The sequence below is a fragment of the Methylobacterium sp. 17Sr1-1 genome, assembly GCF_003173775.1.
Lineage (GTDB): Bacteria > Pseudomonadota > Alphaproteobacteria > Rhizobiales > Beijerinckiaceae > Methylobacterium.
The window spans coordinates 1,535,292-1,554,567 of the sequence record NZ_CP029552.1 but is presented as its reverse complement, the minus strand read 5'-3'; the positions used below and the strand labels follow the sequence as shown (position 1 = coordinate 1,554,567).

19 protein-coding genes are annotated in these 19,276 nt (G+C 70.6%); 16 read left to right on the top strand and 3 right to left on the bottom strand.

Annotated features, from left to right (window positions below):
• The first annotated feature begins 15 nt into the window (after positions 1-15).
• Positions 16-711, top strand: coding sequence for an urea ABC transporter ATP-binding subunit UrtE (gene urtE / locus DK412_RS07000; protein WP_109971356.1), 696 nt, complete (start codon positions 16-18; stop codon positions 709-711).
• Between the two features lie 47 nt (positions 712-758).
• Here urtE and DK412_RS30075 read toward each other — a convergent pair whose 3' ends face one another.
• The gene (locus DK412_RS30075) at positions 759-1,124 is read right to left on the bottom strand and encodes a hypothetical protein (RefSeq protein WP_162596140.1); all 366 of its coding nucleotides are present in this window, start codon (positions 1,122-1,124) and stop codon (positions 759-761) included.
• On the opposite strand from DK412_RS30075, the gene DK412_RS30070 reads away from it, so the two are divergent.
• Positions 1,108-1,473 carry a hypothetical protein gene (locus tag DK412_RS30070; RefSeq protein WP_162596139.1) on the top strand — a complete coding sequence of 122 codons (366 nt, stop codon included), beginning with the start codon at positions 1,108-1,110 and terminating at the stop codon, positions 1,471-1,473. The genes DK412_RS30075 and DK412_RS30070 overlap by 17 nt on opposite strands.
• 46 nt (positions 1,474-1,519) lie before the next feature.
• On the opposite strand, the gene DK412_RS06990 is transcribed toward DK412_RS30070, so the two are convergent.
• On the bottom strand, positions 1,520-1,876 hold the full coding sequence (locus tag DK412_RS06990) for a nucleotidyltransferase domain-containing protein (protein WP_109971354.1): 357 nt from the start codon (positions 1,874-1,876) through the stop codon (positions 1,520-1,522).
• 369 nt (positions 1,877-2,245) lie between these two features.
• Here DK412_RS06990 and rimP point away from each other — a divergent pair, with 369 nt between their 5' ends.
• From rimP to DK412_RS06920, 14 genes are all read left to right on the top strand, one after another.
• The gene (rimP, locus tag DK412_RS06985; protein WP_109971353.1) at positions 2,246-2,863 is read left to right on the top strand and encodes a ribosome maturation factor RimP; all 618 of its coding nucleotides are present in this window, start codon (positions 2,246-2,248) and stop codon (positions 2,861-2,863) included.
• Positions 2,864-3,001: 138 nt separating this feature from the next.
• Entirely contained in the window at positions 3,002-4,684 is a 1,683-nt protein-coding gene (nusA, locus tag DK412_RS06980) for a transcription termination factor NusA (protein WP_109971352.1), read from the top strand.
• Positions 4,685-4,710: 26 nt separating this feature from the next.
• On the top strand, positions 4,711-5,490 hold the full coding sequence (locus tag DK412_RS06975) for an RNA-binding protein (RefSeq protein ID WP_109971351.1): 780 nt from the start codon (positions 4,711-4,713) through the stop codon (positions 5,488-5,490).
• 114 nt (positions 5,491-5,604) lie between these two features.
• Complete coding sequence (infB, locus tag DK412_RS06970) at positions 5,605-8,604, top strand: translation initiation factor IF-2 (protein WP_109971350.1); 3,000 nt, start codon at positions 5,605-5,607, stop codon at positions 8,602-8,604.
• Positions 8,605-8,784: 180 nt separating this feature from the next.
• Positions 8,785-9,195, top strand: a complete 411-nt coding sequence (gene rbfA, locus DK412_RS06965; protein ID WP_109971349.1) for a 30S ribosome-binding factor RbfA — start codon at positions 8,785-8,787, stop codon at positions 9,193-9,195.
• 121 nt (positions 9,196-9,316) lie between these two features.
• On the top strand, positions 9,317-10,348 hold the full coding sequence (gene truB / locus DK412_RS06960) for a tRNA pseudouridine(55) synthase TruB (protein ID WP_109975111.1): 1,032 nt from the start codon (positions 9,317-9,319) through the stop codon (positions 10,346-10,348).
• Between the two features lie 19 nt (positions 10,349-10,367).
• Complete coding sequence (locus tag DK412_RS06955) at positions 10,368-10,793, top strand: thioesterase family protein (protein ID WP_109971348.1); 426 nt, start codon at positions 10,368-10,370, stop codon at positions 10,791-10,793.
• Positions 10,794-10,953: 160 nt separating this feature from the next.
• Positions 10,954-11,559 (top strand): hypothetical protein, encoded by a 606-nt coding sequence (locus tag DK412_RS06950; protein WP_109971347.1) that lies wholly within the window; start codon positions 10,954-10,956, stop codon positions 11,557-11,559.
• A 92-nt stretch (positions 11,560-11,651) separates the two neighbouring features.
• Entirely contained in the window at positions 11,652-12,563 is a 912-nt protein-coding gene (locus DK412_RS06945; RefSeq protein WP_109975110.1) for a LysR family transcriptional regulator, read from the top strand.
• A 125-nt stretch (positions 12,564-12,688) separates the two neighbouring features.
• On the top strand, positions 12,689-14,209 hold the full coding sequence (locus DK412_RS06940; protein WP_109971346.1) for an ABC transporter substrate-binding protein: 1,521 nt from the start codon (positions 12,689-12,691) through the stop codon (positions 14,207-14,209).
• 229 nt (positions 14,210-14,438) lie between these two features.
• Positions 14,439-15,383, top strand: coding sequence for an ABC transporter permease (locus tag DK412_RS06935; RefSeq protein WP_109971345.1), 945 nt, complete (start codon positions 14,439-14,441; stop codon positions 15,381-15,383).
• Positions 15,380-16,228, top strand: coding sequence for an ABC transporter permease (locus tag DK412_RS06930; RefSeq protein WP_109971344.1), 849 nt, complete (start codon positions 15,380-15,382; stop codon positions 16,226-16,228). Before DK412_RS06935 ends, DK412_RS06930 begins: the two co-directional genes overlap by 4 nt.
• Positions 16,228-17,082: an ABC transporter ATP-binding protein gene (locus DK412_RS06925; protein ID WP_204165516.1), complete on the top strand. Its 855-nt coding sequence runs from the start codon at positions 16,228-16,230 to the stop codon at positions 17,080-17,082. The genes DK412_RS06930 and DK412_RS06925 overlap by 1 nt, the downstream gene beginning before the upstream one ends.
• The gene (locus DK412_RS06920) at positions 17,079-17,891 is read left to right on the top strand and encodes an ATP-binding cassette domain-containing protein (RefSeq protein ID WP_109971342.1); all 813 of its coding nucleotides are present in this window, start codon (positions 17,079-17,081) and stop codon (positions 17,889-17,891) included. The genes DK412_RS06925 and DK412_RS06920 overlap by 4 nt, the downstream gene beginning before the upstream one ends.
• Positions 17,892-18,202: 311 nt before the next feature.
• Here DK412_RS06920 and DK412_RS06915 read toward each other — a convergent pair whose 3' ends face one another.
• Entirely contained in the window at positions 18,203-19,012 is an 810-nt protein-coding gene (locus tag DK412_RS06915) for a GGDEF domain-containing protein (protein ID WP_109971341.1), read from the bottom strand.
• Positions 19,013-19,276 lie beyond the last annotated feature (264 nt).

The window sequence follows — 19,276 nt, the reverse complement described above, 5'->3', positions numbered from 1 at the left end:
CCGAGGAATTCTCCCATGCTCTCCGTCGAGACCATCGATCTCCATTACGGCGCGGCGCAGGCCCTGCGCGGCGTCTCGCTCCAGGCCGAGCTCGGCAAGGTCACCGCGGTGCTCGGCCGCAACGGCGTCGGCAAGACGTCGCTCATGCGCGCCATCGTCGGCCAGCAGCCGGTGTCGAAGGGCGCGGTCAAGCTCGACGGGCGCGACATCAGCCGGCTCGCCCCCTACGACCGCGCCCGCCAGGGCATCGCCTTCGTGCCGCAGGGGCGCGAGATCTTCCCGCTCCTCACCGTCAAGGAGAACCTCGAGACCGGCTTCGCGCCCTGCAAGCGCGCCGACCGCTACGTGCCGGCCGAGATCTACGACCTCTTCCCCGTCCTCAAGGACATGCTGGGCCGGCGCGGCGGCGACCTCTCGGGCGGCCAGCAGCAGCAGCTCGCCATCGGCCGTGCCCTCGTCACCCGCCCCCGCGTCCTCGTCCTCGACGAGCCGACGGAGGGCATCCAGCCCTCGATCATCAAGGATATCGGCCGCGCGATCGACTATCTCCGCGGCAAGGGCGACATGGCGATCGTGCTGGTCGAGCAGTACTTCGAGTGGGCCCGCGACCTGTGCGACACCTACGCGGTGATGGACCGCGGCCAGGTGGTCGAGGCGGGGCCGCGCTCAGGGATGGTCGAGGCGCAGGTGCGGCGGTGGCTGTCGGTGTGACGGGCGGCGACCTGAGTATGTGGCTTGAACGTCGGCGGCTGCATTTCTCAATACGTGTTTGATGTGAGCCGGCCAATGCGGCGACGCTCCGCATTGGCAAGAGATCCGGGGCAGGGGGCCAGGGTGCTCGCATCAGGACGCAACTGTTTTTCCATTCCGGTCGAGGCGACGTGATGTGGACCTCGGCGCAGATCACCATCACCATCGAGGAGGTATACGGGAATACGGTTCTGGTCAGGATCGCACTGCCGGTCGGTGTGCTGGAGGTGATCGGAGAGGCGGATTTCCGCGGCCGGGAACTCCGCGTTACAAATGCCCATATCCAGGGCCTCTCCCCCGGCGCGCTCGGCCGGGCGGGCCTCAACTCTCTCGGTCGCAAGATCTTGGAGATCTACGATGTCGACGTCGTCCACGTTGCGGGAGCGTCTCGGACTACCGGCCGAAACCCCGACCGACCGCCCCGCCCCTTCCGGTATCCTCGCCGCCGCTGAGTTCCATCCGCTTGGTCCCATCACGGAGCCGGTGAGTCTTGCCCGCGTGCTGCGAGAACTCGGTCTCGATCTGTCCCAAGCTCATGGCATCGTAACGGAACTCGTAGCGGGGCAAGCCGCCGGGGCCGCCGGCATTCTCGATCTGCGAGCCGATGTTCTGTCGTCTATCGTTCGTCTCGGTGCTTTGGTTGTGCTTCAGGTAGGCAAGACAGATACGTATGAAGTGTACCGGCTCAAGGAAATATCACATCCGGTCAAGATTCTATCGTAGCGAGGCGGGGTGCATCGCGGAAGGCTGGAGCGCCAGCCATCCAAGGCTAGCGGGAGAAGACACAGACGGCGTGCCCGGCGATGTCCCGCGTCCGCGAATTCGCGACAGTGAGGTCCGACAGGAACTCGCTCTTAAGAGAGCACAGCACGTCCGCGTAGACCCCCGACCCCCGTTGCGTTTCGTAGCCGAGCAGCGGATCGAGCAGGCGCTCGTCGGCATTGTCGGGCAGCACCACGAGGATGTCCCAATCATTGTCCGGATCCGCGGAACCCTTCGCCCGGCTGCCGAACAGCAGCACGTCCTCCAGGACGTAGACGGCCTCGATCCACTCCAGAAGCGTCTTCAGCGCGGGGTACTCGGCCGTGGCGGGCACGAGTTCCGCGACGGATGCCGGCGTGGTCATCGTTCGATCCCCACCTCCCCATTTTAGCAAGCGCACGGCCCGCCGTCATCGAGTCTCGACTCGGACGGGATGTCGGGCTGCGAAGGCCGAGGTGCACGCCGGGGCCGTGCTCCGACGAAGGTCCTGTCAAGCTTTCATATCCCGTACCTACCGTCCGACTCCGCTCACCAACCACCTTGCATTCCACCCGCACCCGGATTATCTCCCCGCTCAACAGTTCTGTTCGTGGCCGGTGAGGCTGCGGTGCGGGAGTGGGTCCCCCCGGGGCCCGCTCTTTTTTATTGCCGCGACGCCTCCCCCGGCGCGAGCCGAACGCCAGATTGCCTCCCCTCAAGGGCGCCCCTCGGGGGAGCCGCGGCACAGACACCCATGACCGACGCCCCAGACCAGAACCCGGCCGAGAAGCGCCTCATCACCGAGACCGGCATCGCCGCGCGCGTGGCGCAGATCATCGAGCCCGCGATCGAGGGCCTCGGCTTCCGCCTCGTGCGGGTGAAGGTCTCGAGCCAGAACGGCTGCACGGTGCAGATCATGGCCGAGCGGCCGGACGGCACCATGTCGGTCGACGAGTGCGAGACCGTCAGCCGCACGATCTCGCCGATCCTCGACGTCGACGATCCGATCGGCGGTGCCTACTACCTCGAGATCTCCTCGCCGGGGATCGACCGGCCGCTGGTCCGGGCGGGGGACTTCGCCCGCTGGGCCGGCTACGAGGCCAAGGTCGAGCTGGCGATGCCGCTCGACGGGCGCAAGCGCTTCCGCGGCATCATCCGGGCCCCGCAAGGAGACACGGTCCGCATCGACCTGCCCGACGTGAAGGAGGGCCTGCCGTCCTCCTACGACATTCCGCTGCGCGACATCGGCGAGGCCCACCTCGTCCTCACCGACGCCCTGGTGCGCGAATCCCTGCGGCGCGGCTCGGCCCCGCCGCAGGACGACGAGGAGGATGACGAGGACGAGGGCCACGGCCCCGCCGTCAGCCACTAAGCGGAGTTGCACGGGGCAACTCTGCTCAGATCCTTGTTTTGCATCATTTTTCCGCCGAACCGGTGACCACTTCGGCGAATGATGCGTAGAACCGCCCCAGACCCATCAACGAACGAGAAACCAGGAAGGACTGATCCGATGGCCGTCGTCAGCGCCAACAGGCTCGAACTCCTCCAGATCGCCGAGGCGGTCGCGCGCGAGAAGGTCATCGACCGCTCGATCGTGATCGGCGCCATGGAGGAGGCGATCGCCAAGGCCGCCCGCTCGCGCTACGGCGCCGAGACCGACGTCCACGCCGAGATCGACCCCCGCACGGGCGCCTTACGCCTGTCGCGCCACCTCCTGGTGGTGGACGAGGTCGAGAACGACGCCCGCGAGATCGACCTGCCGGCGGCCCGCCGCCACAACCCGGCCGCCCAGGTCGGCGACGTGATCTCCGACACCCTGCCGCCGTTCGATTTCGGCCGCGTCGCCGCCCAGTCGGCGAAGCAGGTCATCGTCCAGAAGGTCCGCGACGCCGAGCGCGACCGCCAGTACGACGAGTACAAGGACCGCATCGGCGAGGTCGTCAACGGCCTGGTCAAGCGCGTCGAGTACGGCAACGTCATCGTCGATCTCGGCCGCGGCGAGGGCATCGTGCGCCGCGACGAGTCGATCCCGCGCGAGACCTTCCGCCCCGGCGACCGCATCCGCGCCTACCTGTTCGACGTCCGCCGCGAGGTGCGCGGGCCGCAGATCTTCCTCTCGCGCTCGCACCCGCAATTCATGGCCAAGCTCTTCGGCCAGGAAGTGCCGGAGATCTACGACGGCATCGTCGAGGTGAAGGCGGTCGCCCGCGATCCGGGCTCGCGCGCCAAGATCGCGGTGATCTCGCGCGATTCCTCGATCGACCCGGTCGGCGCCTGCGTCGGCATGCGCGGCTCCCGCGTCCAGGCGGTGGTCGGCGAGTTGCAGGGCGAGAAGATCGACATCATTCCGTGGTCGCAGGACCAGGCGACCTTCATCGTCAACGCGCTCCAGCCGGCCGAGGTGGTCAAGGTGGTGCTCGACGAGGAGGCCGACCGCATCGAGGTGGTGGTCCCCGACGACCAGCTGTCGCTCGCCATCGGCCGGCGCGGCCAGAACGTCCGGCTCGCCTCGCAGCTCACCGGCTGGGACATCGACATCCTGACCGAGGCCGAGGAATCGGAGCGCCGGCAGAAGGAGTTCGTCGAGCGCACCAACACCTTCATGCAGGCCCTCGACGTCGACGAGACGGTCGGCCAGCTCCTCGCCGCGGAGGGCTTCCGCTCGGTCGAGGAGATCGCCTACGTCGAGCCGACGGAGCTCGCCAACATCCAGGGCCTCGACGAGGAGACCGGCGCCGAGATCCAGGCCCGGGCCCTCGACTACCTCAACCGCATCGAGGCCGAGAACGACGCCCGCCGCATCGAGCTCGGCGTCGCCGACGAGCTGCGCGAGATCGACGGCATCACCACCCCGATGATGGTCGCGCTCGGCGAGAACGACGTGAAGAGCGTCGAGGACCTCGCCGGCTGCGCCACCGACGACCTCGTCGGCTACACCGAAGGCCGCGGCCCCGAGGCGGTGCGCCATGCCGGCTATCTCGACGGGTTCGAGGTCTCCCGCACGGAAGCCGAGGCGATGATCATGGCCGCCCGCGTCCATGCCGGCTGGGTCGAGGCGCCCCCGCCGGAGGAGGTGCAGGAAGGCGAGGAGTCCGAGGGTGAGGAGGCCGAGGGCCAGGACGAGGCCGAGGAATCCGAGACCGTGCCGGTCGAGGAGGATGCCGCCGCGACCGCCGAGCGGCAGCCGACCTGAGGCTCGGCCCGAGGATGGACCCGACCATGCAGGACGACACCCAGGATGCGGACGCGCTGCCGCCGGACGTCCTCGACGCCGGCGCCGGGCGCGGCCGCGCCAATGCGGAGCGCACCTGCCTGGTCACGCGCGAGGCGGGCCATCCGGATCGGATGATCCGCTTCGCGCTCGGCCCCGACAACCAGGTGGTGCCGGACCTGCGCGCCCGGCTCCCCGGCCGCGGCGCCTGGGTCACGGCGACCCGGGCGGCGGTGCAGGAGGCGGTGAAGAAGCGGCTGTTCCAGCGCGCCTTCCGGCAGAAGGACGCCCGCGTGGCGCCCGATCTCGCCGATGTGATCGAAGCGGGGTTGCGCGAGGACCTGCGTCAGGGTTTCTCGCTCGCCAACAAGGCGGGCTGCGTCGTCACCGGCTTCACCAAGGTGGAGAGTGCCGTGGACAGCCCGACCGGGGTCAAGGCCCTGGTTCATGCCAGCGACGCGAGCCCGGACGGGCGCCGCAAGCTCGCCCAGGCATTGCGAAGGCGCTACGGCGATGCCATATCGAGGATCCCGGTGCTCGACGACCTGTCCGGTGAAGAATTGGACATGGCCTTGGGCCGGGATCATGTGATACACGCTGCCCTCGTCGCGGGAGCCGGTACTGCCGGCTTGCTCGCGCGTTGGCGTCGGCTCCACGTCTTCCGCGGCGGGACGGCGACGTCGGGAAGTGCCGGAACGGAGTCGTCAGACTCCGACGCGGCGCTCCCGGACGCTGTCCAGGATGGTGGACCATCGCTGCGGACCGGCCCCCCGGAGGCCGGTGGTTGAACGAATCGAATGGGATCGGCCCGGTTGCTGGGTGCGCTCCCGGGAACACGATGGGAGGCGGCCACCGGGAGGCCGGGTCCCGGGACGGACGAGAACCCCCAGGGTCTGAACTGAATGAGTGAGACGAAGAATCCGGGCGACAAGACGTTGCATACCGGTCCCGCCAAGACGCTGTCGATGAAGCGTCCGATCGAGCAGGGCACGGTGCGCCAGAGCTTCTCCCATGGCCGCTCCAAGTCGGTCGTGGTCGAGACGGTGAAACGTCGCCCCGGCGGCGCGCCGGCCCCGGCTGCGCCGAAGGAAGCCGCACCGAACCAGGCGCGCTCCGCTCCCCAGGGGCAGGGCGGCCGTCCGGGCGCCTCGCGCCAGGACCGTCCGGGTGCCGCGCGCTCCGGCGTCGTGCTGCGCACCCTGAGCGATCAGGAGCAGAGCGCCCGCATGGCCGCCCTCGTCGACGCCAAGCGTCGCGAGGAGGAGGAGCGCCGCCGCGCCGTCGAGGAGGCGCAGCGCCGCGCCGAGCGCGAGGCCGCCGAGATCCGCGAGCGTGAGGCCGCCGAGGCCCGCAAGCGCGAGGAGGAGGAGCGCCGCCGCCAGGAGGACGCGCGCAAGCGTCGTGCCGCCGAGGAGGCCGAGCGCCGCGCCCAGGAGGATGCGGTCGCCCGTGCGGCTCCGGCTCCGGCGCCCGCCCCGGCTGCCCCCGAGGCGCCTGCCGCCGCTCCGGCGGCTGCGGCTGCCGCCCCGCGTCCGGCGACCCCGGTCGCTTCCCGCCCGGCCGCTCCGGCCGGTGCCCGTCCTGCCGCCGCAGGGGCCCCCCGCCCCGCGGCTGCCGGCGCGCGTCCTGGCGCTCCGGCCGGCGTGCGTCCGGCGGCTCCCGCCGGCACCCGCCCGGCGACCCCGAGCACCGGGATCACCCGCCCGAGCGCCCCGGCCGAGCCGCGCCGCACGCTGACGGCCGATGCCCGCAAGCCGCGCGACCTGAACTTCATGGCCCGCCCGGCACCGAAGCCGGAGCCCGAGCCCGCCAAGCCCGAGCCCGCGGCCGCCAAGACCGCGGCAGCGGCCAAGCCCGCGACGGGCGCCGCCGCGACCGCGCGCCCCGCCACCGGCCGTCCGGCCGCGGCGGAGGAGGAGGCCGAGACCAAGCGGGTCATTCGCCGTCCCGGCATGCCGCTCAAGGTCATCACCCCGCCCAAGACGCCGAAGTCGCCGGGCGGCGACCGCAACCGCGGCCGCCTGACCATCGCGACCGCGACCTCGGGCGAGGACGAGCGCACCCGTTCGCTCGCCTCGTTCCGCCGCCGCAACCAGCGCCTGACCGGCCACCGCCAGGTGGAGCAGAAGGAGAAGCTGGCCCGCGAGGTGGTCATCCCGGAGACGATCACCATCCAGGAGCTCGCCAACCGGATGAGCGAGCGGGCGGTCGACGTCATCCGCATGCTGATGAAGCAGGGCCAGATCCACAAGATCACCGACGTGATCGACTCGGATTCGGCGCAGCTCATCGCCGAGGAGCTCGGCCACACCGTGCGCCGCGTCGCGGAGTCCGACGTCGAGGAGGGCCTGTTCGACGAGCCCGATACCGACGACGACACCCAGCCGCGCCCGCCGGTCGTGACCATCATGGGCCACGTCGACCACGGCAAGACCTCGCTGCTCGACGCGATCCGCAACGCCAACGTCGTCTCCGGCGAGGCGGGCGGCATCACGCAGCATATCGGCGCCTATCAGGTGACCTCGCCCTCCGGCGGCAAGATCACCTTCATCGACACCCCCGGCCACGCGGCCTTCACCTCGATGCGCGCCCGCGGCGCCCGGGTGACGGACATCGTGGTGCTGGTGGTGGCGGCCGATGACGGCGTCATGCCGCAGACGATCGAGGCGATCTCCCACGCCAAGGCGGCCGAGGTGCCGCTGATCGTGGCGATCAACAAGATCGACAAGCCCGACGCGAACCCGCAGCGGGTCCGCACCGAGCTGCTGCAGCACGACATCCAGGTCGAGTCGATGGGCGGCGAGACCCTCGAATTCGAGGTCTCGGCCAAGACCAAGGACGGCCTCGACGAGCTCCTGGAGGGCCTCGCCCTCCAGGCCGAGATCCTGGACCTGCGCGCCAACCCCGAGCGGTCGGCCGAGGGCACGGTGATCGAGGCCAAGCTCGACCGCGGCCGCGGCCCGGTGGCGACGGTGCTCGTCGAGCGCGGCACCCTGCGCACCGGCGACATCGTGGTGGCGGGCGCCGAGTGGGGCCGCGTGCGCGCCCTGGTCGACGATACCGGCCGCAACGTCAAGGAAGCGGCGCCGTCGGTTCCGGTCGAGGTGCTGGGCTTCAACGGCACGCCGGAGGCGGGCGACCGCGTCGCGGTGGTCGAGAACGAGGCCCGGGCCCGCGAGGTCACCGAGTACCGGGCCCGCGTGAAGCGCGAGCGCGCGGCGGCCACCGGCAGCGGTGCCGGCCGGACGCTGATGGACATGATGCGCGACCTCAAGGAGGGCGCCGGCCGCAAGGAGTTCCCGCTCGTCATCAAGGGCGACGTGCAGGGCTCGGTCGAGGCCATCGCCGGCTCGCTCGAGAAGCTCGGCAACGACGAGGTGGCGGCCCGCATCCTGCACACGGGTGTCGGCGGCATCACCGAATCGGACATCACCCTGGCCCAGGCCTCGGGTGCGGTCGTGGTCGGCTTCAACGTCCGCGCCCACAAGGAGGCGAGAGAGGCCGCCGAGCGGGCGGGCGTCGAGATCCGCTACTACAACATCATCTACGACCTCGTGGATGACGTGAAGGCGGCGATGTCGGGCCTGCTCCCGCCGACGCTCCGCGAGGAGCGCCTGGGCGAGGCGCGCATCCTCGAGATCTTCAACGTCTCGAAGGTGGGCAAGATCGCCGGTTGCCGGGTCGAGGATGGTCGCGTCGAGCGCGGCGCCCATGTCCGCCTCATCCGCGACAACGTGGTGGTGCACGAGGGCAAGCTCTCGCAGCTCAAGCGCTTCAAGGACGACGCCAAGGAAGTCTCGGCCGGCCAGGAATGCGGCATGGCCTTCGAGAACTACCAGGACATGCGTCCGCGCGACGTGATCGAGTGCTACATCGTGCACGAGGAGCGTCGCACGCTCTGACGCGACCCCGCTGCCATCGGCCGTCCGCCGTCATGGCGGCGGCCGCCAAGAAGACTGCGAGCCCGGGACGCCAGCGTCCCGGGCTCGTCGGTTCATAAGACGACAGCCGCGAGGGCCTGACGGCCGAGAAGGCCAGACCCGGATGACCGCCTCGCGGCCCGGTCCGAGCCCGGAGAGACGATGGTGCGCAAACCCCAGGAAACCGCAGGCCCCTCGCAGCGCCAGCAGCGCGTGGCCGAACTCGTGCGGCACGCTCTCGCCGAGGTGCTGAGCCGCGGCGACATCCAGGATCCGGTGCTGAGCCAGCACGTGATCACGGTGCCGGAGGTCCGCATGTCGCCGGACCTCAAGCTCGCCACCGCCTACATCATGCCGCTGGGCGGCCAGGACGAGCGCCCGGTGATCGAGGCGCTGGAGCGCAACAAGAAGGTGCTGCGCCAGGAGGTGGCCCGCCGGGTGGCGCTGAAATTCGCCCCCGACCTGCGCTTCCGCCGCGACGAGACGTTCGATGAGGCGGCGCGCATCGACGCGCTCCTGCGCAGCGACAAGGTCCAGCGCGATCTCGGCTCCGAATCGGAATCGGAAGAATAAGGCATCGCCCGGCGCGCCGAACCTGCGCCCGGCTGACGACTTGACCCATCAGGACCGGCATGGACGAACGCGGGCGGGAGTCCCGCGGCGACCGCCGTTCGAGAACGGACACAGGATGACGATGCACGAGGATCAGCCCGCAGAGCCCGCGCCGCAGGTGACCCGCCCCGCCCGCGAAGGCCGCGACGGAGCCCCCCGTCAGGACCGGCCCCGCGGCCGCGGGCGCCCGCCGGGCGACCGGCCCAAGCGCCGCGAGATCAGCGGTTGGGTGATCCTCGACAAGGGCGTCGGCATGACCTCGACCCACGCGGTCGCGGCGGTCAAGCGCGCCCTCAACGCCAAGAAGGCGGGGCACGCCGGTACCCTCGACCCGCTCGCCTCCGGCATCCTGCCGATCGCGCTGGGCGAGGCGACCAAGACCGTTCCCTTCGTGATGGACGGCCGCAAGGCCTACGTCTTCTCGGTCACCTGGGGCGTCGAGACCGACACCGACGACGCGGAGGGGCGCCCAGTCGCGACCTCCGACGACCGTCCGTCTCAGGAACAGGTCGAAGCGATGCTGCCGCGCTTCGTCGGCGCGATCGAGCAGGTGCCGCCGCGCTACTCAGCGATCAAGATCCAGGGCGAGCGCGCCTACGACCTCGCCCGCGACGGCGAGGTGGTGGAACTGGTCGCCCGGCCGGTGCAGATCGACCGGCTGGCCATCGTCGCCCATACGCCTGAGCGCACCGTGATCGAGGCCGAGTGCGGCAAGGGCACCTACGTGCGCGCCATCGCCCGCGACCTCGGCCGGGCGCTCGGCTGCTACGGCCACGTCTCGGCCCTGCGCCGCACCCGCGTCGGCCCCTTCGCCGAGGACCAGTCCTGCACCATCGGCGCGCTCGAGGCCGCCGAGGCCGAGGCCAACGCCGCGGTCCTGCGCCCGGTCGAGACGGCCCTCGACGCCGTGCCGCACGTGCCGGTCTCCCGCGACATGGCGATGCGGCTGATGCGCGGCCAGCCGGTGATCCTGCGCGGTCGCGACGCGCCGACCGAGGGCAAGGCCTACGCGACCTGCGGCGGCGTGCTCGTGGCGGTCGGCGACGTCGAGCGGGGCGAGCTCGTCCCGCACCGGGTGTTCCATCTCGGCGGCACTGCCCCGCGCAACGGCTGAACGAAGAGGGCAGGGGGCGATGACCGACGGGCTGATGGCCGATCCGCGGGTGCTGTGGAGCGAGGACGTCCTGCGCTACCGCGACACCGACGCCAACGGCCACGTCAACAACGCGGTCTTCGCCGCCTTCTGCGAGAGCGGCCGGGTGCAGTTCTTCGCAACCCACCTGACCCCGCTGCTCACCCCCGACACCTTCTTCGTCATCGCCCGCTTCGTCATCGATTACCGGGCGGAGCTGCACTATCCCGGCCGGGTCCGCACCGCGACCTGGCTCGCCCGCGCGGGCCGCACCTCGCTCGGCTTCCATCACCGCATCCTCACCGGGGACGTCGTGGCGGGCGAGGCGGAGTCGGTCTGCGTGCTTCTGTCGAAGGAGACGCGGCGGCCGGCGCCGCTCGGCCCGGCCGGCGAGGCGGCGGCGCGGCTGGTGATCGGGGGGGCTTGAGGGGACGCGCCGGCCGAATCCCTGCCGGGTGACGACATGTTCGGTCACCCCGATCGACGGCGCCGCCGCGCGATATCGACGGCAGGCGGAATGAACCTTGCCATGGGTCAGTCATCGCGTCGTCCCCGGACGGCCGCGCACCGACCCGGGGAGGCCCCACATGGACGATCGCATCGACATCGACCTGTCCATGGCGCAGGCCTCCGCCGAGCGTGTCCGGGCGGCGCTGATCAAGCTCCGCGCGACCCACGATCTCGGCCGCTACGAATACACGAGACGAATCAGGATCGCTCCGACCGGGCCGGCCTACAGCCACCCGGTGCTGACCTTGAACACCAGCCTCTGGGCCGAGCCGGCGATCCTGTGCACCTATCTGCACGAGCAGATGCACTGGTACGCGACGTGGTACTCGCACGCCAACCCGTCCGGCTGGCGCGAGGTCTGGCGGTCGATCCGGGAGGCGGTCCCCTCGATGCCGATCGGCTTCCCGGAAGGCGCGAACGACGAATTCTCCTCATATCTCCACGTCATCGTGAACTACCTCGAGATCGAGGCGGCCGGCTGCGTCCTGGGCCCGGACGTCGCCCGCGACCTGGCAGCCAAGAACTTCATCTATCGCGGCATCTACGCGATCGTGCTTCAGGACTGGGAGCCGCTGACGGCCCTCTATCGTCGGCACGGGCTGGTTCCCATCCGCCCGGCCAGGGAGATGTCCGAGCACGACCTGCAACTGGCGGCGAGGATGGACGAGGCGCCGCAGGACTGACGGGCGGCGGGCGTGGACGCCGGCCCTGCCGCACCGTACTCCATGAGGCGGGCCGCCGCGACGGCCTATCGACCGTCAGGATGGTGCGTGCCGTGCAGCTGCGGGCCCTGATCTACTTCAACGAGCTCGCCCGGCACGGCTCGATGCGGCGGGCGGCGGAAAAACTCGGCATCGCGCCGACCGCGATCAGCCGCCAGATCGAGAACCTCGAATACCATTTCGGCGCGCCCCTGGTGGAGCGCGACCCGACCGGGATCCGGCTCACCGCCGCCGGCGAGCTTCTGGCCGCCCGCTCGGCCCGGTCCTTGCGCGAGCTCGACCACGTCCGCACCCTGATCGACGACCTCAAGGGCCTGCGGGCGGGCCGCGTCACGGTCTATGCCAGCGGGGCGGCGGCCTCGGGCCTGCTGGTGCCGGCGCTGGCGGATTTCGCCGCGAGCTACCCGGACGTCCGCTTCGAGGTCGTGGTGGCGAGCGTCGGGCGCACCATGCAGGCGCTCGCCGACGGGGAGGCGGACCTCGCCGTCACCCTGTTCACGCCGCAGCAGGCCGAGATCGTCGTGCGCTGCCGCGCGCCGGTCGACCACGCCGTCGTGATGGCGCCCGATCATCCCCTCGCCGACCGCCTGCAGGTCGACCCGCGCGACCTCCTCGCCTACCCGGTCGCGGTGCCGGACGCGACCTTCGGGGTGCGCCAGGCCCTCGACGGGCAGATGCGCGAGGCCGGCCTGCCGGCCCTCGATCCGGTCTTCACCACCAGCGCCCTCGAGATCCAGCTCGAACTCGCCCGCCGCGGCCGGGCGGTGCTGGTCCTGCCGCCCTTCACCGTGCGCCGCGACGAGGCGGCGGGCACGCTGGCGACGCGGCCCTTTCGCGATCTGCGCGTGCGCACCCATCTCGACCTGTCGCACCTCAAGGACCGGCCGCTCTCCTTCGCCGCCGCCAGGCTGGTAGCGGTTCTGGAGCAGCATATGCCCGGTTTCCATGCAGACGGCGAGGTGTAGCGGTTTCGGCTACGGGGTGCGCAACAGATCGCTGTTGCGGCCACACCCGAAAGTCTGATCTCCTAGCGGAACCGACGAAGCCGCACGGGAGAGGCGGCCGGTTCCAACGCCAATCGAGGGGTTCCATGGTCTCACGCACGCGCTTCCCCCGTCGTTGCCTGCTGACGGGCGCCCTTCTCGCCGCGCTCGCCCTGCCGGGGCTCGCCGGTGCCGCCCTGGCCGCCCCGCGCACCGACCTCGTCCTCGGCATGCCGGTCGAGCCCCCGGGCCTCGACCCGACCAGTGCCGCCCCGACCGTGATCGGCCAGGTGGTGTGGCAGAACGTGTTCGAGGGCCTGACCCGGGTCGACCGCGACGGCAAGGTGCAGCCGCAGCTGGCGAAGAGCTGGACGATCTCGCCCGACGGCCTGACCTACACCTTCGCGCTCCAGCAGGGCGTGAAGTTCCACAACGGCGAGCCCTTCGACGCCAGCACCGCAAAATTCGCCCTCGACGCGATCCGGGCGCCGGGCTCGGTCAACCCGCAGAAGGCGCTCTACGCGGTCATCGCCGACGTCAAGGCGCCGGACCCCGCCACCCTGGTCCTGACGCTCTCCAAGCCCTCCGGCAACCTGCTGTTCTGGCTCGGCCTGCCGGCGGCGGTGATGGTCGAGCCGAAGTCGCGCGACGGGCTTAAAAGCAATCCGGTCGGCACCGGCCCGTTCCGCTTCGCCGCCTGGCGCAAGGGCGACCGGGTCGAGCTGGCGCGCAGCCCCGATCACTGGAACACGGCCCGCAAGGTCCATCTCGACAAGGTCACGTTCCGCTTCATCGGCGATCCGCAGGCCGCCGCCGCGGCGCTCCGTGCCGGCGACGTCGACGCCTTCCCGCTCCTGCCGGCGCCGGAGCTCTACGCCGCCTTCCAGAAGGACAAGGCGTTCAAGGCGGAGCCGGGCCTGACCGCGAGCAAGGTCGTGGCCGGCATGAACAATGCGGGCAAGCCCTTCGCCGAAAAGCGCGTGCGCCAGGCGCTGATGATGGCGGTCGACCGCAAGCTCCTGATCGAGGGCGCCTATTCGGGCTACGGTGCGCCGATCGGCAGCCACTACACGCCCAACGACCCGGGCTACAAAGACCTGACGGGGGTCTACCCCTACGACCCGAAGAAGGCGAAGGCGCTGCTGGCGGAAGCCGGCTACGCCAAGGGCCTGACCTTCACCTTCAAGTCGCCGCAGATGGCCTACGCCACCCGCACCGCCGAGATCCTGCAGGCGATGTTCTCCGAGGTCGGCGTCACGATGAACATCGTGCCGACCGAGTTCCCGGCGAAGTGGGTGCAGGAGGTGATGCGCGACCGCAGCTTCGACATGACGGTCATCGCCCATGCCGAGCCGCTCGACATCGCGATCTACTCGAACGACCCGTACTATTTCGGCTACAAGAACCCGGCCTTCAACGAGGTGGTGGCCCAAGCCGCGCAGGCGACCGACGAGGCGACCCGGCTGAAGCTCTACGGCGACGCGCAACAGATCCTGGCCGACGACGTGCCGGCCCTGTTCCTGTTCGTGCTGCCGAAGCTCAGCGTGTGGAAGGCCAAGCTCACGGGGTTCTGGAAAAACGAGCCGGTGCCGTCGAACGACCTGACGGACGTGCGCTGGACGGAGTAGGCACCGCGACTCCCCTCTCCCGTGTGGGAGAGGGGCCGGGGGTGAGGGTGCTACGGCTCCGCAGAAGACTCGGACCGTACCGCTGCCAGCACGACGGTCAGAGCTTTACACGGAAGCGTGTCACCCTCACCCCTACCCCTCTCCCACACGGGAGAGGGGATCCCGCGGCTAGTTCGTGCTGTGTACAGCACAGTAAAAGTCCGGTTTCTCCGATGCTGAGACCCACCCCATGTTGAGGCACCTCGCCCGCCGCGCCGCCGGCTTCGCGGTCACCTTCCTGCTGATCTCGGTCCTGGTCTTCTGCATGATGGAGATCGTGCCGGGAGACCCGGCTTCGGCGATGCTCGGCACCTCGGCCACGCCCGAGACGCTGGCGGCGCTCCGCGCCCAGATGGGCCTCGATGCCCCGGCCGTGATCCGCTACCTGCGCTGGCTCGGCGGCCTCGCGACCGGCGACATGGGGGTGTCCTACACCTACGGCGTGCCGGTGGGCGCGCTGATCCGGGAGCGGCTGGCGGTGACGCTGCCGCTCACCGGCTTCGCGGTGCTCCTCGCCGTCGGCATCGCCCTGCCGCTCGGGGTCACCGCGGCCTCGCGGCCCGGCGGCGTGGCCGACGGTGCCGCCACGCTCTACGCGCAAGGAGGGATCGCGGTGCCGAATTTCTGGATCGGGCTCCTGCTGATCATGGTGGTGGCGCTCGGCCTCGGCTGGCTGCCGGCCGGCGGCTTTCCGGGCTGGGATGCGCCGGGCTCGGCCCTGCGCGCCCTGCTCCTGCCGGCGCTGGCGCTCGCCATCCCGCAATCGGCGGTGCTGACCCGGGTGACGCGGGCCTCGGTGGTCGAGGTGATGAACGAGGATTTCGTGCGCACCGCCCGGGCCAAGGGCGCCTCGGTCTCCCGCGCCCTGTGGCGCCATGCCGTGCCGAACGCGCTGGTGCCGGTCATCACGATGCTCGGCCTGCAGATCTCGTTCCTGATCGGCGGCGCGGTGCTGGTCGAGAACGTGTTCACCCTGCCCGGCATGGGCCGGCTCGCCTGGCAGGCCCTGGCGCAGCGCGACCTGATCGTGATCCAGAACGTCGTGATGGTGTTCGCCACCATCGTCATCGTGGTCAATCTCGGGGTCGACCTGCTCTACACGGTCGTCGATCCCCGCCTGAGGAAGCGCGCATGACCGCCCTCGCCTTGAAGCTCCGGGGCGGCTGGCGCCCCGGCAGCGTCACCCTCCTCGTCGGCGGCGTCCTGACCGCTCTCCTCGTCGGGATCGCGCTCACCTCCCTGGTCTGGACCCCCGAGGATCCGGCCCGGATGCGCATCCTCCAGAAGCTCAAGGGGCCGCTGGTCTCGGGCCTGCTCGGCACCGACCATCTCGGGCGCGACGTCGCCTCGATGCTGATGCGCGGCGCCTTCAACTCGCTGACCACCGCCTTCGCGGCGGTGGCGGTCGGGGCGGTGCTCGGCACGCTCGCCGGCGTCGCGGCGGCCGCGAACCACACCTGCGACGCGATCCTGATGCGGGTCTGCGACGCACTGTTCGCCCTGCCGCCGATCCTGTCGGCGATCATGCTCGGCGCGCTGCTGGGTCCCGGCGCGCTCACCGCCATCGTGGCGATCGGGGTGTTCATGATCCCGGTCTTCGCCCGGGTCACTCGGGGCGCGGCGATGCAGATCTGGGCGCGAGACTACATCATGGCCGCCCGCATGGCCGGCAAGGGCATTCCGCGCATCACCCTGGAGCACGTCCTGCCCAACATCGCCGGCCAGGTCATCGTCCAGATCACGATCCAGCTCGCCATGGCGATCCTGACCGAGGCGGGCCTGAGCTTCCTCGGCCTCGGCCTGCCGCCGCCGGCCCCGACCTGGGGGCGGATGCTGGCGGAGTCGCAGACCTACCTGCTCCAGGCCCCCCACCTGGCGCTCGCCCCCGGCCTCGCCATCGCGGCCGCGGTGCTCGGCCTCAACCTCCTGGGCGACGGGCTCGCCGCCCGCCTCGACCCGCGCCGCCGGCAGGCCTCCTGATGCTCGCGATCCGCAACCTCTCCATCGCCTTCCCGCGGCCCGGCGGCCCGGTCCGCGTCGTCGACGACGTCTCGGTCGCGGTCGGCCGCGGCGAGAGCCTCGGCATCGTCGGCGAGTCGGGCTCCGGCAAGTCGATGCTGTCGCTCGCCACCATCGGGCTCCTGCCGAAGAGCGCCCGCACCTCCGGCGAGATCCTGCTCGAGGGCCGCGACATCCTGCAGATGAGCGAGCGCGAGCTGTGCTCCTTGCGCGGCCGGCGCATCGGCATGATCTTCCAGGAGCCGATGACGGCGCTCAACCCCGCGATGACCGCGGGCCAGCAGATCGCGGAAGGCATCCGCCTGCACCGCGACGTCGGCGGGCCTGAGGCCCGGGCGGAGGCGCTCCGCCTGCTGGAGCGGGTGCGGATCCCCGATCCGGCCCGGCGCATCGACAGCTACCCGCACGAGATGTCCGGCGGCCAGCGCCAGCGCGTCGGCATCGCCATCGCGCTCGCACTCAAGCCCGACCTCCTGATCGCCGACGAGCCGACCACGGCCCTCGACGTGACGGTGCAGAAGGAGATCCTCGACATCCTCGACGAGCTGGTGGCCGATCTCGGCCTGTCCCTGATCCTGATCAGCCACGACCTCGGGGTGATCGCCCGCAGCACCGACCGGACCCTGGTGATGTGCCGCGGGCGCGCGGTGGAGGAGGGGCCGACCGAGCAGGTGCTGCGCCACCCCACCGCGCAATACACGCGCGACCTGATCGCCGCCCTGCCGCGCCGGGCCCGGGCGGGACTGGGGGAGACAGGGTCGGGCGAGGACACGTCCGGCGGCGTGCCGCGCCGTGCCGCGGGAGGTGCCCGATGACCGCGCTCCTCTCGATCGAGAACCTGACCCGCGACTATGCGCTCAGGGGCAAGGGTGGCGTCACGCGGTCCTTGCGGGCCGTCGACGGCGTGAGCCTCGACGTCGAGGCCGGCAGCATCTTCGCGGTGGTGGGCGAATCGGGCTGCGGCAAGTCCACGCTCGCCCGCATCGTCATGGCCCTCGACCGGCCGACCGGCGGCGCGGTGCGGCTCGGCGGCGACGACCTGTTCGCGCTCGCGCCCAAGGCGCTGGCGCGCAAGCGCCGCGACTTCCAGATGGTGTTCCAGGACCCCTACGGCTCGCTCAACCCGCGCCATTCGGTCGGGCGCATCGTCGCCGAGCCGCTCCACCTCCTCGACGACGCGCCGCGGGGCCGCGACCGTGCCGCCCTGGTCGCCCGGGCGCTGGAGGATGTCGGGCTGCCGGCGAGCGCCGCCGAGCGCTATCCGCACGAATTCTCCGGCGGCCAGCGCCAGCGCATCGCCATCGCCCGGGCGCTGATCACCAACCCGAAGCTCGTCGTCGCCGACGAGGCGGTCTCGGCCCTCGACCTGTCGATCCAGGCCCAGATCCTGCGCCTGATCCTGTCCCTGCGCGACCGGCACGGCCTGACCGTCCTGTTCATCACCCACAATATCGGCGTCGTCGACGAGATCGCCGACCGGGTCGGGGTGATGCAGTCGGGCCGCCTGGTCGAGGAAGGCCCGGTGCGGGAGGTGCTGGACCACCCGCGCGAGGACTATACCCGCACCCTGCTCGCCGCCGAGCCGACCCTGGCGGTGCTGGGCCAGAGGCGGCGGCGGGCGTGAGGGGAGGGGCGGCCTAGAGCGCTTCACGATCGCGTTGCAATCGCGAAGCTCTCTAGGTCATTGATTTTACCGCATTTTCTACGACGAACCGGTATCCACTTCGTCGGAAAATGCTCTAGCGTCATGTGGTTGACGCATGGCGGGCCCTCCATTCCGGCGCTTGCGATCGGCGCCGCGATGTGTGAAATCGATTTCATGCACCGCGGCGATGGCGTCGCGGCGGTGCTGCCCTTCTTGGGCGTTTCCTCCCTAGACTTCGGGCCGCCTCGCAAGGGCGGCCTTTTTTCTGCCCGGGAGTCGCCTGCCGAGCTTCACGCCGCGAGGATCACCCGGTCCCGGCCGTCGCGCTTGGCGGCGTAGAGCGCGGCGTCGGCGCGGCGAAACAGGGATTCTCCGTCTTCCTCGGGCTGGCGCGTGGCGAAGCCGAGGCTGACGGTGGCGGCGACCGTGCGTCCGTCGCCGACCGACACCGCCATTGCGCCGACAGTGGCGCGCAAGGCGTCGGCCATCTCCGCCGCCTGGGCCGGATCGATCCGCGGCATGATGATCACGATCTCCTCGCCGCCGATCCGGCACACCGTGTCGGCGTTGCGCATCCCAGCCATCACCGTGTCGGCGACGTGCTTGAGCACCACGTCCCCGATCGCGTGGCCGTAGGTGTCGTTGACCCGCTTGAAATGGTCGATGTCGAGCACGACCAGCGACAGGGGCGCACCGGTCTCCCGGGCGCGGGCGGTCTCCTCCTCCAGCCGCTCGGTGAACAGGCGCCGGTTGCCGAGCCCGGTCAACCCGTCGGTGAGGGCCTGCGCCTCGAACCGCGCGAGCCGGACGACGTCGAGGGCCGTCCGGCGCGCCAGCTGGGCGAAGGTCGTGATGATCGCGGCGCCGACGAGCTGAAGGATCAGCTGCAGCGCGGTCGCGGTGTCGAGGGGGGGAGGGAGCCCCCGGACGGCCTTGACGGCGACGAGCAGGATGCAGAACGCCACCGCCGCCAGAAGGGCCTGCCAGGCCCGCTTCGCCGCCGGCTCGCGCGCCAGCCGCGCGACGTCCCGGAGCGGCGCGAGGGAGAGCAGCGCGACGCTCACAGCCAGAAGATCGAGAACCGGGCTGATGGAGACCATGAGGCGCGGATCCCGGATTCGGCAGAACGGTGAGCCAGTCCAGGTCCTGAACCAGGACCGGGCCGAGACGATGTCTGTCGTCCTCGACTTTCCCTTGGGGGATATATCGCGAACCTATTTTTCACACAAGACTATGGGCTGCGATATCGGCGAAATCGTAAAAATCAACGCCACAAGCCGGTCGGAGCATCGATCAATTAAAAAACGGGATCATCGGTCGGCGGTGGTATCCGGTGTTTGTTCTTGGACGCAATCGCACGATCA